Genomic DNA, 11,147 nt, shown 5'->3' on the forward strand with positions numbered 1-11,147 from the left:
GTGGTCGTCGTGGCATGCGATCAAGCGGGCGCGTATCTCAAGCGAATCACGTTCTCGCCCATGGCATCGCTACCCACCAGGCGCAGCGGCGGTCGCGGCCCCGCGAAATAGGGCTTGCCGTGACCAAGCACGACGGGATGAAGATAGATCTGGTACTCGTCGATGAGACCAAGGTCGGTGAGGCTTCGCGCCAGTTCGGGACCGGCCACTTCGATCTCGCCGTCGAGCTCGGCCTTCAGCCGTCGTATCGTCGCTTCGAGATCTTCGGCGACCAGCGTGGCGTTCGGGCCGACCGACGTCAGCGAGCGCGATGCCACCCACTTCGGTTGCCGACGCCACGCCACGGCAAAGTCGCGCTCTTCCGCGCTCCACTGGGCATCGTCGTCGTCCCAATAACGCATGACGTCATACATGCGGCGGCCGTACACGCTGCCCGTCAAGCCGCGCACTTGCGCGATGAAGTGACGAAAGAGCGAGGGACCGGGCGCGAATGCCAGATGATCGACGTAACCATCCAGCGACTGGTTCATACCGAAGACGAGCTTGGCCATGGAACATCTCCATTCCAGAGCGTTGAGAATAGCGCGCACTGTCGTTGTACAGACATGGCCCGTGTTTGAGAATAAAAAAGCGGCCTCCTGTCTCGGCCCGTCCCGAATGACGGTGAGTTTGCGAGTACTGATACGGACTGCCTCCGCCGGGGCCGTCCAATGGGCCAGTTCGGCCTACAATCACCCAATGGAATATCAACTCGTCATCAAGTTCTGGCGCAAGTCTCTGGCCGACGAAGCCTTCCTCGCGGCGATTGAGGGCAAGTTGAAGGAGGCATTGGGCAATGCGGTCGAATTGGAGGGCTACGATGTCAGTCCAAAAGAGATCAATCTTTTCATGCTCGCGTCTGACCCACGACTTTCCTTCCGGCGCGCAAAAGATGTTCTGGAAGGATTGGGCGTTCTGAACGGCGTGTCTGCAGGCTTCCGCGTGGTCGGCGGGAACAGCTTCACATCAGTCTGGCCGCTACGCGCCACTCGCAAGTTCAGACTCCCGTAGTGCTCGTGCCAGTGCCAGTGAAAATCTAGGAATTCGTCTTAAGCGGGGCTGGGATCTTTGCGATGATGCGAAGATGCCTACCAGCAAAGCGTCATGGATTTGCAGCTTGGCGCGACCTTCCGCTCGTGAGGTGCTACTTGGATGTAAGTCCCGGTAACCAGGGCACGATACGCTCCCGACAGACTATGACTATGACCATGACCGAGGAAGTGACATGAGCAAAGGTATGGATTCAAAGAAATCCGAGAAGAAAAAGCCGGCCAAAACCATGAAGGAAAAGAAAGCGGCCAAGCAGGAAAAGAAGCGGAATACGAAGTAGGCGGGCAAGCCTGTCCCGAGACACTCGCTACAGCGTGTTTTGCGAAGGCGGTCGTTCATTCGAGCGCTGGCGTTCGACGGCGCTAACGTCCGCTTCCGACCCGAAGCGGGCGTTGCAGAAGAGCGCTCGTTGGAACGCGGAAAAGGGAGCGTGGAGAGGCAACGGAAATGATATCCGGTAGCCGAAGAACCTTCTGGTGGTATGTCAGGTTCGTCTTCGCATGCCAAGCAGCAGTATTTGCCCTCTGGTTGTTTGTCGCCCTCGCAGCAATGCCGTTTATGGGTAACAGGCTCATTGACCTTCTATTCGAAGGGCGAGGATATCTGTTCCTGCCGCTATATCTGGCGTGCGCACCCGTAGTCTGGAAATATCTTCGCTGAAAGGTCCGCTTCCGACCCGTAGCGGACATGCTAAGAATGTTGACTTTTAATCAGAGTGAAGCGGAAGTCTTTGGGGGGGAGATGCTGAAACGCCTCGTCGCTGTGATTACTTTCATAACTCTGCCGTGCCTCTGTGTGCAGGCCGATCCGGCCAATCAGCCATTCCAGAACGAAGACTTGGCGGTCTTGCGGGCGTCCCTCGACTCTCAGTGCCAAGCCCCTGACGGCTACGTCCTGCTCTCGTCAACAACGGCCGCTCCCAGAGAGGGAGACGACCTAGGTGAAGCCGATGAGTCAGGTGCTTTTGCAGATCTCAAAAGCAGAAATGGCTCGACAACCTCCCTGCCAGAGGACCTCGCCTGCAAGGGGGCTAGGTTGCATCGCGCACAGGAGATCCGACGATTCTTTGATCAGAATCCCACATCAGGGAGCGAGTTATCGTTGGACGAGGCCTGGAAAAAGCTCTTCGAGGCTTTCCCCGGGGCCACCGGTTGGACGTCCGTCAGTCTCCCGGGTTACTCCCCTGACGGAGGTATCGCGATTGTCTATGTGGCCCATCACTGCGGAGCCCTTTGCGGACAGGGAGAGTACGTGTATCTGCGCCATGCGAAAAATCAGTGGAAGGTACTCATGCGCTTTCCCGTTTGGGTTTCGTGAACATGTCCGCTTCCGACTCGGAGCAGACATAATTACCCACATGACTAAAGTCCTTGCCGCTATTGCGCTCTTATTGTTCGTTGCCGCTTGGTTTACGGCCGTAGTCGCCTGGTTTTCCGCCATTGTTTTTGCGGTGAAAGCAGTGCGCCGGACGCAAGATGGAGTTCGGCTTTGGGGACGAGAAACGCTGTGGAATCCAGCAAACGCCCTTCTTAATCCTCAGTTGCTGACGTCCGAGGGATTGGCCTACCGCCGGAAATGCTTCATCGCCATCGGGGTATTTTTCGCGTGTGTTGGCGTCCCTCTATTGGTGGCGGCAATCACAGGTAACCTGAAATGACAGAACGTCCGCTACCGACCCGGAGCAGACATTGGAGATGGATGGGCGATGCTGACCGACAAGAGCAAGCGAACGTGGGCCGCGGCGATTCAGGCCTTTGTTTTAGCTATCGGGGTTTGTGTTTTTCTGATGCTCACTGGCTATCTTCTGCTGGGGCGCGAGCTGATGCGCTTGGTCTCGGGTGCGGTTCCAGTGGTCGCGACAGGCGTGGCGATTAGGTACTTCCTCGATAAGTCGAGGTGAGGAATCATGTGCTGCGCATTGCCGTTAGGTCCGCTCCCGACCCGCAGCGGACCTGTGTGGTGGGGCAATACATGGAGGCTCGCTTGGTTTTCTTTGCACTTACGAAGCAAGGTCTTGTCGAGATGCTCAATCTTGCCAGGGGTAGCAAGACTGCGATTTGGATGAATCCGGGTCTGCTGGACGAACCCGATATCAAACGGCTTCGCGCCGAAGGCTTCGATCTAACGGATTTCGTGCATTGGATTGAACCTGTGAATGAAGTCGCGGTGGCAGGGGCCGTAGAGATCATCAGGGAGCATCATCCCGGCCAGGTTCTATACATCGAACGGATTTGATTTCAGCGTCCGCTTCCGACCCGAAGCAGACATCGCACTGGCCCCATGAGGCCAGGTCATTGCGGGATGATTCGTTGGTAGGCTCGGGGAGGGGTTCCTTCATGAAGCGCATTTTGGCCGCGATTGGGTTAGGCGTGATTGGCTCGATGCTGCTGCTCGCGGCGCCCCTCATCTTGCCGGTCGGATCGGCGACCATTTGGCTGAGTCGGTTGGCGTACGGGCCGGGCAACCAGTTCTTTGGTTGGCTCAGCGAGTACAGTCACGTCGGACCGGGAGAAGGGGCGCATCACGCTGTCGTGCTCGTGATCTCACTGCTGTCCTGGTGGTTGATCGGAGGGGTAGCGGCCTACTTTCTGGTCAGCCAAAGCCGCCACAATTGAAGGAATCCGAAATGTCCGCTTCCGACCCGAAGCGGACCTTTTCTCTGGAAGGGGTCCTTCCCTGAAATCGCGAGGCTGATCAGAAACCTAGGGCGCAAGTCATGATTCCACTGGGCTATTTATACAAGCAGGTTGCCGGTCGCCCTGAGTGGCTGAAAGCTGGGCAAGTGACCGACATCTACTCCGTCAGCGGCTGTGTTTCCAGGTACTTCACGGATTACATCGGCTATTGGAAGCACAACGGATACTGGCTGTTCGATTCGCCAGACATCCTCGCCGAAGTTGCAAAAGATGCTTCGGTGCCTTTGGAGCAACAAAAGCTCTTCTATTACGAAGGGTACGAACTGCAGTACGACGAGGAAACGCAAACATGGTCGGAGTTCCAGCCCGAATCATCGTTTACAACGAATGTTGTTGTCCCCGAAATCAAGAAGCTGGAGGGGTTCGATATCACATCGTTCTCGCTCGGAAATGCACCCGAATGCTCCCCTCTGTCCTGCAACGCGCAGGCCGAGAGGCTGCGTACATCGCGTCATTGCCTGCTTGAAAGCTTTGAGGAGGCGAGGACGTTTATCGAGCAAGATGGCTTTAACGGCTGCGAGCCGGGACCTTACCGCATCATCGCCGTCTACTCCGACGGTGGTGGCAGCGAGGTCTGACTCAGATACTTCACGGTAGGTCCGCTTCCGACCCGGAGCAGACACTGCTGGTGACGCGAATATCTTGTCGTCGGGAACCACGTGGAGACAGGGCAAGATGGAAAGGGTGTTTGTCGTCACGCACAGTCACACGCTTCCAGGCGACATCGAAGATGTGAAGATGATCGGTGTCTACCGCACGCTGGATGCCGCCAAGGCGGCGGTTGCACGCTTGGGGACGCAGTCTGGTTTCTCCAGGCATCCCAACCTCATAGATCCAGATATCACCGACGAAGAGGACGGCTTCTACATCGGTGAGTACGAATTGGACAAAGATCACTGGGCCGAAGGGTTCGTTACCTTGGCCGACGATCGGAATTCATCGGGTTTGTAAGGCTCGCTTTCGACCCCAGACGGGCAACTCGACGTCTGATCTGGCTGCACCAAGCCACCAGCTGGAATTCTGCCTGCGCTCGGCTGCGCGTTTTGGTTCGGAGCTGCGGAGCGGCCGCGTGCGACGTGGCATCACCCGCTTGTAAATCTCCCGTGCGCACCTTACAGTGAACCATATGGTTCACTATCAGGCCCGCCTGGACGCCACGTTTGCCGCGCTCTCCGATGTCACCCGACGCGGGGTGCTGGAGCAGCTCGGGAGTTCTGACGCATCAATCACCGACCTTGCCCAAAGGTTTCACATGACCCTCACGGGCATGAAGAAGCACGTCAGCATCCTGGAGCAGGCGGGGCTCGTGACGACGGAGAAGGTCGGACGCGTACGAACCTGCAAGCTCGGACAGCGCCGGCTAGAAGAAGAGGCCGCCTGGATCGAGCAGCACCGCCAACTGTGGACCGCTCGCTTCGATGCGCTGGACAAGCTCGTCGAGCACTTGAAATCCAAGGAGAAGGCAGATGCCCAACGAAAAAGAAGGTAGTCCCGCCGCCACGAACCGCACCGTCGTGGAACGCATGTCCGACCGCGAACTGGTCGTGAGGCGAACGTTCCATGCTCCCGCGCGCATCGTCTTCGAAGCGTGGAGCAGGCCTGAATTGTTCAAGCAATGGTGGGTTCCGAAGTCGGTGGGCATGACGCTGGTCTCGTGCGACATGGATGTTCGCACCGGAGGCACATATCGCCTCGTGTTCAGCCATCCGGCCTTCGATCAACCGATGGCGTTCTTCGGCACCTACAGAGAAGTAACGCCGCACAGGCGCCTCGTATGGACGAACGAAGATAGCGACCAGGGCGCATTGACCACGGTAACGTTCGAAGAAAATGCCGGCAAGACATTGGTCACCTATCACGAGCTTTACCCGACAGAAGCGGCACTCGACGAAGCCCTCGCCGGTTCGGCGGAAGGCCTGCCCGAACAGTTCGCACAACTGGATGAGTTGCTCGCAGGCAAGTCGTGACCATACCGCGCCTACCGACGCATGGAAGGGATGGCGACGAAACGCACAATCACCGGCCGTGCTGGCCGGTTCGGCGCCGCGTGAGGACGTTATGCTCAGACGCGATTTCCTAAAGAGCGCCCTGGCGACCGCAGTGCTGACTGCGGTTTCTGCCGTTCAAGCCAAGCAGGCTCCCACAAGTTCGAACGAGCATTTCGCCGACGTCAACAGCCAGCATCTCTTTTACAGCGTGCATGGCGCCGGCAAGCCACTCATTCTTCTCCACGGTGGCATCAACCCAGGCAGCTTCGGGGGCAATCTGGCCGAACTGGCCAAACGCCGGCAGGTGATCGCAGTCCATCTCCAGGCACACGGGCGCACACCAGACACCGACAGGCCATTGCCCAGTGAAACGCTGGGCGACGACGTTGCCGCGCTGATCGGCCATCTGAACCTCGGCAAGGCTGACGTGATGGGTTACTCACTGGGCTCCAGCGTCGCATTGCAGGCCGCTATCCGTCATCCGGACGTGATCGACCGGCTTGTGCTCGTGTCTTCGACGATGCGGCAGGACGGCTTTTATCCGGAGGGGGTGGCTGCCTTCAAACAGTTGGAGGCCAACGCCGCCACGTTCGGCCCCGCCGTCAAGTCGTCGCCGTTAGGGAAGGCCTACCCCGATGTCGATTGGATCAACCTCTTCAGGAAGGTCGGTGACATGACCAAGCGTCCCTTCGATTGGAGCGCTGACGTCACGAAACTTCAAGCACGCACACTGCTGGTTTTCGCCGACGCTGACGCCATCCGGCCCGAGCACATGGTCGAGTTCTGGAAGGCGTTGGGAGGCGGCCAGCGCGATGCCGGAATCGATGGCTCCCTGCGGCCCGCAAACCAGCTCGCCATCGTGCCGAACACCACGCACTACACGCTCGCCGTGGATCCGATGTTGCCGGAGGTCGTCGAACGCTTCCTCGGGGCTGGATCAAAGTCAGTGGGCTAGGGGCTCGACGTTGTTTGGCTGGGCTGATGTCGTCCGCCAATCAATCGGATGGCTCGCCTGCAGCCGGCCCCTCAGGTAAATGGGTGATGTTCGCTTCCGACCCATGGCGGACATTGCAAAGATCCCGATGTTGTACCCGATTGAATCGTAGAGTCATATGAATAGTTCGATGCGCATGGCGGTGAACTTGCTGGTTCTTCTGATTGCAACATCAGGTGCCGTGCGGAGCTATGCAAGTGATCTTTCCGGACAGCCTGCGCCTGACAACTACATGGGTCTAAAGAATTCTCCAAAGCTCAGCAGTGTTCCCTATGTGTGGGAACGCACGAAAGGGCGGAAGCACATCGTTGTCATCGGGACATACCACCTGCTCGATCCACGGTCCTCCATGTATCAACGTATGGCGGCCATATTCGAGCGGGTTCGACCGCAATACATTCTTCACGAGAGTACGGCGCCCGATGATCTCGCTACAGAGACGAGAGACCAGGCGATCCGGCGCGGCGCGGATTTGGGTTTTACGGTACAGCTGGCAAGGCAATTAGGTGTACCCACGGAAAGCGGCGATGCACCCGCCCGCGAAGAGATGGCAGAACTGCTGGCGCGTCATTCCGTGAGCGAAGTATTCGTCTATTTGGTTGCCACGCGTCTTGTAGGGAGCTATCGAGATCCAGATCTCCGCGAGGATGCGGCGGAATATCCGTCGTTCTTTAGCGCGCAGGTCGTCGGGAACGGAGTTCCGGTGCAAAAGGGTTGGGAAACATGGGAAGGGTTCTTGCGTGAATATCACCGGGTCACTGGGCATCCGTTGGTTGCGAAGACTTGGGATCCTCAGCTTCTGGATCCGACTGTCGACATGGGGCGTCTCAATGACGTTGCCCGGACTTCAGACGCATTGAGGGACCGCTACCTTCTTGCTTCGATTCGCAGCTCCTTGCAGAAGTACGATCGTGTCATCGCTGTTTTCGGTGAGGCTCACGTGCTTGCGCTGGAGCCTGCTCTGGAAGGGGTTTTCGAGAATGAACATTGACCGGACGACTGCGCCGTACACGACGGCTGGCTCGGCAGAAACGGAAACGCCATGTCGCGAACGGTGATTGCCAGGTCATTTCATGACTGGTCGCCGACCTTGTTCCGACATTTCCGCTTTCATCCGGGCCTGCCCGCTTGACGAGGAAAATTACCTGACTTAAGTTAGGTATATGGATGACGCCATCAAACGTGTTCGTCGTTTCAACAGGGCCGTGACGGCCGCCGTGGGCGCGCTGGACGATTCCTTTCTGGGGCGTGGCCGCCCGCTGGGGTCTGCCCGCGTCATCAATGCGATTGGGCAGGGGCGGACGGACGTCGCGGTGCTCAGGGCATACCTGGGTATCGAAACCAGTTTGATGAGCCGACTCTTGCGCGGCCTCGAGGACGAGGGCCTGGTGGAAACCGTGGTAAGTACGCAGGACGCACGTCGCCGCGTCGTGCATCTGAGCAAAGCCGGGGTGTCGGAATTTCGAGCGTACGAACGGCTTTCCAACGCCCAGGCCAAAGACATGCTCGCACACCACGCAAGACCGGACGAACTGTTGGCTGCCATGGATCTCGTCGCGTCCGTGCTCGGTCGCGACCGCGTCACGATCAACGAAGTGGACCCTCGCGGTGAGCTGGCCACGTACTGCCTCGGTGCCTACTACGAGGAAATCAGCAGCCGCTTCGAACATGGTTTCGACGTGTCGCGTTCGCGCGATCCAGCGGCTGCACAAATGACTCGTCCGCGCGGCGCGTTTCTCGTGGCTTGCTCTGACGATCTTCCCGTTGGCTGCGTGGGGTTGAAGGGAGACGGGCGCGGCGGCGCGGAGATCAAGCGGCTTTGGGTGGCGCCAGCCGCGCGTGGCATGGGACTATCGAAGCGGCTTATGACCGAAGCCGAAGAGATAGCACGGGAGTTGTCCATCAAGACGCTCCGCCTGGATACCAACCGCGCCTTGCCAGAAGCAAAACAGCTCTATCTCAAGACCGGATGGAAAGAGATCGATCGCTTCAACGATGACCCTTATGCGGATAGTTTCTTCGAGAAGCGACTCTGACTTTGGCAGGCTGCCGCTGGACGTGGGAGACTGTTCTGGTGGGCGGGTGGTTTCGGTTCGTTTGGCATGTAACTCGGATCTAGGGAGTGTCCGCTTCCTATCCGAGGGGGACTTGGATCAGGTCATGAAGCGGCCGTGTAGTGCGTTGATCGGCTACCAGTGGCTTTCCTTCGATGCACGCCGCTACGTCACCGGCGATGGAACCACCGTTAGCGGCAGCCGCGACGGTACGCAGTGGTTTGGCTCCCTGGCGGTGGGCTACGAACACCGCACAGCCGGCTGGCTGCTGTCACCCTACGCACGATTGGATCTCGCCCATGCCGATTTGGACGCCTATACCGAGCGTGGCCAGATGGGCGACACGCTGAGCTATCAGCGGCAGACCGTGAAAACCACCACTGGCAACCTCGGTCTGCGCGCACAATGGGCCATCAAGGACGATCACGGCACCTGGCTACCCACGCTGCGTCTGGAGTATGAGCATGACTTCCAGGGCGATAGCATTGCCGTAATGCGTTACGTTGATCTGAGTAACGGCCCGTTCTACCGGGCCTCCTTGCCTGGCCAATCGCAGAATCGCACGTTGTTAGGCGCAGGCATCCATTGGCAATCGCTAAAGGGTTGGTTGCTCCGCTTTGAGTACCAGAACCTGCTGGAGAGCAGCACGCGCGACAATCAATCGATCTTGCTTAGCGTGGAGAAGCACTTCGATCCATAAAGCGATGGCCTTGGAGCGTCCACCTTGAATGAGGGTGGACGCTGCCGGGGAGCATTGCGGATTGTCCGCTTTCGACCCGAGGCGAAACTTGTGTGGTGGCAATTGGAGTGACATGCCTTGCGACTTTTTGCATGGCTACGCGCAGAAAATATGTGGCATCAATAAATTTTACTGCCTCCAACATTTTCGAGGCGCTCTTGGATTTACTTGGAAGCGATTGAAATGATCGCCTTAATTGACGCCTTGCCGTATGCGCGCGCGAGCGTGCTGAAGGCTGTGGATCCCACGCAACCACAGATACGCAGACCTGTTTCGCAGACCAAATCGTGCGCAATCAGGTGACCTCACTTCGAAGGAGCTCATGTCGATGTCGACCCAGATTGACTCTCAAGTTACCGATCCCATAACGCAAACCAACCCTCAGGTCCTTGGAGGCGCGCCAGCCACTGCGCTCGGTAACCTCTATCAGGCCACAGCGCATGCCTTGGGCAACGCCGCGCAGAATGCCGTCAATTGTCAGCAGCAGAACGATATTTTGGTGCAAGCGGCGACGACGCAAGCCGTCATGCAACTGTTGTCGATCGGCAATACAGGTAACGTCGCGTCTCTCGAGGAAAATAAGCCCTCTGCCGCAGCGCAGTCGCTAGAAGACCTGACCGTTGCCTTGGCGAAGATCGAGCGAGTAGTCGAATCCCCGAACAAACTTGGAATTGACAACGCTGGCCCGTGGTCCCATGCGGCACAGGAGATGATGAACACGGTAGCGGGAGCCTTGCGCGAATTTCAGCGAGTGTCACAGGAAACCGGTATGGCCATGGTGAAGCAGGCAGCGATTGCGTCGGTGTTGGTGCACATGATCAACGCACCTGATCAACTGCAGCAATATCAGAAGATCCTTGAATTGATTGATGGGCTATAACGCAGCGATCCTGGCGTGGTTCTTCCTCTAGTGGGCATGAGGGCGGGCGGCTCCGGCGGTCATTTGCTAACGGATAGTGAAGTCGCGGCCTTCATGGAATACGGTGATTCAGGTTTTCGCGCGTGAATGTCCGCTTCCGACCCGAAGCGGACGTAAATCTCCTTCATATTTCTGGAAGGGCCATAAAGCGATGATGTACCGCGACAAGACCATCCCCAAATCGGCCGGCGAGCTTCGGGATCGAATTTCCGACACCATGCTGAGCGCCCCAAGACGCCAGTTTCGAGATGGCTATGACTTTGACGGAGCGTTCTTTGTTATCTGCCGAGGTATCGAGAATCTTCGCAATCGCCTTGGCGACCCCAAGGCTGATCAACTGGTCGAAATGGTGGCTCTCTCGAAAGCGCACTACGAGGCTGGCGATAACAAGCTTGGTGGTGCGCTTATGGAAGACACCAAGATGGTTCTGATGAGCCGTCAACCTTGGGCTTATCCCAAAGAGCGCTATCGCTGGCCTGTTGATGGGTCGCTGCGTGAGATTTCAGAGGCCGACCTGTTGGACAAGGAGTGGGGAACGGACATATCGGTCGCGGAGTAATGTCTGCTTCCGACTGCGACTTCAGACGGTCAACGCAACACACTATAGACGCGCAAGCGGAAGGAGTGTTGCATGGCACCCAGACTTCGGCGGCACATTACTGATAGCG

16 protein-coding genes are annotated in these 11,147 nt (G+C 57.8%); 15 read left to right on the plus strand and 1 reads right to left on the minus strand.

Features of this window, described 5'->3' with window-relative positions; translation table 11 throughout:
* Nucleotides 1-20: 20 nt before the first annotated feature.
* Nucleotides 21-551 carry a dihydrofolate reductase family protein gene (locus tag ABIC75_RS21510; protein WP_354015944.1) on the minus strand — a complete coding sequence of 177 codons (531 nt, stop codon included), beginning with the start codon at nt 549-551 and terminating at the stop codon, nt 21-23.
* A gap of 187 nt (nt 552-738) precedes the next feature.
* Between ABIC75_RS21510 and ABIC75_RS21515 the strand changes: the two genes are divergently transcribed.
* The 15 genes from ABIC75_RS21515 (at nt 739) to ABIC75_RS21585 (ending at nt 11,038) form a co-directional block, all read left to right on the plus strand.
* Nucleotides 739-1,050 (plus strand): hypothetical protein, encoded by a 312-nt coding sequence (locus tag ABIC75_RS21515; RefSeq protein ID WP_354015945.1) that lies wholly within the window; start codon nt 739-741, stop codon nt 1,048-1,050.
* Between the two features lie 1,396 nt (nt 1,051-2,446).
* The gene (locus ABIC75_RS21520) at nt 2,447-2,746 is read left to right on the plus strand and encodes a hypothetical protein (RefSeq protein WP_354015946.1); all 300 of its coding nucleotides are present in this window, start codon (nt 2,447-2,449) and stop codon (nt 2,744-2,746) included.
* 48 nt (nt 2,747-2,794) lie between these two features.
* Nucleotides 2,795-2,989 carry a hypothetical protein gene (locus tag ABIC75_RS21525; RefSeq protein ID WP_354015947.1) on the plus strand — a complete coding sequence of 65 codons (195 nt, stop codon included), beginning with the start codon at nt 2,795-2,797 and terminating at the stop codon, nt 2,987-2,989.
* Between the two features lie 8 nt (nt 2,990-2,997).
* Entirely contained in the window at nt 2,998-3,324 is a 327-nt protein-coding gene (locus ABIC75_RS21530) for a hypothetical protein (protein ID WP_354015948.1), read from the plus strand.
* A gap of 101 nt (nt 3,325-3,425) precedes the next feature.
* The gene (locus tag ABIC75_RS21535; protein WP_354015949.1) at nt 3,426-3,704 is read left to right on the plus strand and encodes a hypothetical protein; all 279 of its coding nucleotides are present in this window, start codon (nt 3,426-3,428) and stop codon (nt 3,702-3,704) included.
* Between the two features lie 101 nt (nt 3,705-3,805).
* Complete coding sequence (locus ABIC75_RS21540; RefSeq protein ID WP_354015950.1) at nt 3,806-4,363, plus strand: hypothetical protein; 558 nt, start codon at nt 3,806-3,808, stop codon at nt 4,361-4,363.
* A gap of 97 nt (nt 4,364-4,460) precedes the next feature.
* Nucleotides 4,461-4,736 carry a DUF7336 domain-containing protein gene (locus ABIC75_RS21545; protein WP_354015951.1) on the plus strand — a complete coding sequence of 92 codons (276 nt, stop codon included), beginning with the start codon at nt 4,461-4,463 and terminating at the stop codon, nt 4,734-4,736.
* Between the two features lie 175 nt (nt 4,737-4,911).
* Nucleotides 4,912-5,274, plus strand: a complete 363-nt coding sequence (locus ABIC75_RS21550; RefSeq protein WP_354015952.1) for an ArsR/SmtB family transcription factor — start codon at nt 4,912-4,914, stop codon at nt 5,272-5,274.
* A gap of 34 nt (nt 5,275-5,308) precedes the next feature.
* Nucleotides 5,309-5,752 (plus strand): SRPBCC family protein, encoded by a 444-nt coding sequence (locus ABIC75_RS21555; RefSeq protein ID WP_354015953.1) that lies wholly within the window; start codon nt 5,309-5,311, stop codon nt 5,750-5,752.
* Nucleotides 5,753-5,843: 91 nt separating this feature from the next.
* A complete protein-coding gene (locus tag ABIC75_RS21560) occupies nt 5,844-6,728 on the plus strand; it encodes an alpha/beta fold hydrolase (protein ID WP_354015954.1) in 885 nt (294 codons plus the stop codon).
* A gap of 157 nt (nt 6,729-6,885) precedes the next feature.
* Entirely contained in the window at nt 6,886-7,758 is an 873-nt protein-coding gene (locus tag ABIC75_RS21565; protein WP_354015955.1) for a hypothetical protein, read from the plus strand.
* A gap of 172 nt (nt 7,759-7,930) precedes the next feature.
* Nucleotides 7,931-8,803: a bifunctional helix-turn-helix transcriptional regulator/GNAT family N-acetyltransferase gene (locus ABIC75_RS21570; protein ID WP_354015956.1), complete on the plus strand. Its 873-nt coding sequence runs from the start codon at nt 7,931-7,933 to the stop codon at nt 8,801-8,803.
* A gap of 124 nt (nt 8,804-8,927) precedes the next feature.
* A complete protein-coding gene (locus ABIC75_RS21575; protein ID WP_354015957.1) occupies nt 8,928-9,521 on the plus strand; it encodes an autotransporter outer membrane beta-barrel domain-containing protein in 594 nt (197 codons plus the stop codon).
* 367 nt (nt 9,522-9,888) lie between these two features.
* Nucleotides 9,889-10,440, plus strand: a complete 552-nt coding sequence (locus ABIC75_RS21580) for a RebB family R body protein (protein ID WP_354015958.1) — start codon at nt 9,889-9,891, stop codon at nt 10,438-10,440.
* A 103-nt stretch (nt 10,441-10,543) separates the two neighbouring features.
* On the plus strand, nt 10,544-11,038 hold the full coding sequence (locus tag ABIC75_RS21585) for a hypothetical protein (RefSeq protein ID WP_354015959.1): 495 nt from the start codon (nt 10,544-10,546) through the stop codon (nt 11,036-11,038).
* Nucleotides 11,039-11,147 lie beyond the last annotated feature (109 nt).

The sequence above is a fragment of the Dyella japonica genome, from assembly GCF_040545895.1.
GTDB lineage: Bacteria > Pseudomonadota > Gammaproteobacteria > Xanthomonadales > Rhodanobacteraceae > Dyella > Dyella japonica_D.

Bases quoted from the DNA above. Each gene is read 5' to 3' on its own strand.
- ABIC75_RS21545 (WP_354015951.1), top strand. From the start codon at position 4,461: ATGGAAAGGGTGTTTGTCGTCACGCACAGTCACACGCTTCCAGGCGAC.
- ABIC75_RS21580 (WP_354015958.1), top strand. From the start codon at position 9,889: ATGTCGACCCAGATTGACTCTCAAGTTACCGATCCCATAACGCAAACC.
- ABIC75_RS21555 (WP_354015953.1), top strand. From the start codon at position 5,309: ATGTCCGACCGCGAACTGGTCGTGAGGCGAACGTTCCATGCTCCCGCG.
- ABIC75_RS21515 (WP_354015945.1), top strand. From the start codon at position 739: ATGGAATATCAACTCGTCATCAAGTTCTGGCGCAAGTCTCTGGCCGAC.
- ABIC75_RS21570 (WP_354015956.1), top strand. From the start codon at position 7,931: ATGGATGACGCCATCAAACGTGTTCGTCGTTTCAACAGGGCCGTGACG.
- ABIC75_RS21565 (WP_354015955.1), top strand. From the start codon at position 6,886: ATGAATAGTTCGATGCGCATGGCGGTGAACTTGCTGGTTCTTCTGATT.
- ABIC75_RS21540 (WP_354015950.1), top strand. From the start codon at position 3,806: ATGATTCCACTGGGCTATTTATACAAGCAGGTTGCCGGTCGCCCTGAG.
- ABIC75_RS21520 (WP_354015946.1), top strand. From the start codon at position 2,447: ATGACTAAAGTCCTTGCCGCTATTGCGCTCTTATTGTTCGTTGCCGCT.
- ABIC75_RS21510 (WP_354015944.1), bottom strand. From the start codon at position 551: ATGGCCAAGCTCGTCTTCGGTATGAACCAGTCGCTGGATGGTTACGTC.
- ABIC75_RS21525 (WP_354015947.1), top strand. From the start codon at position 2,795: ATGCTGACCGACAAGAGCAAGCGAACGTGGGCCGCGGCGATTCAGGCC.
- ABIC75_RS21535 (WP_354015949.1), top strand. From the start codon at position 3,426: ATGAAGCGCATTTTGGCCGCGATTGGGTTAGGCGTGATTGGCTCGATG.
- ABIC75_RS21575 (WP_354015957.1), top strand. From the start codon at position 8,928: ATGAAGCGGCCGTGTAGTGCGTTGATCGGCTACCAGTGGCTTTCCTTC.
- ABIC75_RS21550 (WP_354015952.1), top strand. From the start codon at position 4,912: ATGGTTCACTATCAGGCCCGCCTGGACGCCACGTTTGCCGCGCTCTCC.
- ABIC75_RS21560 (WP_354015954.1), top strand. From the start codon at position 5,844: ATGCTCAGACGCGATTTCCTAAAGAGCGCCCTGGCGACCGCAGTGCTG.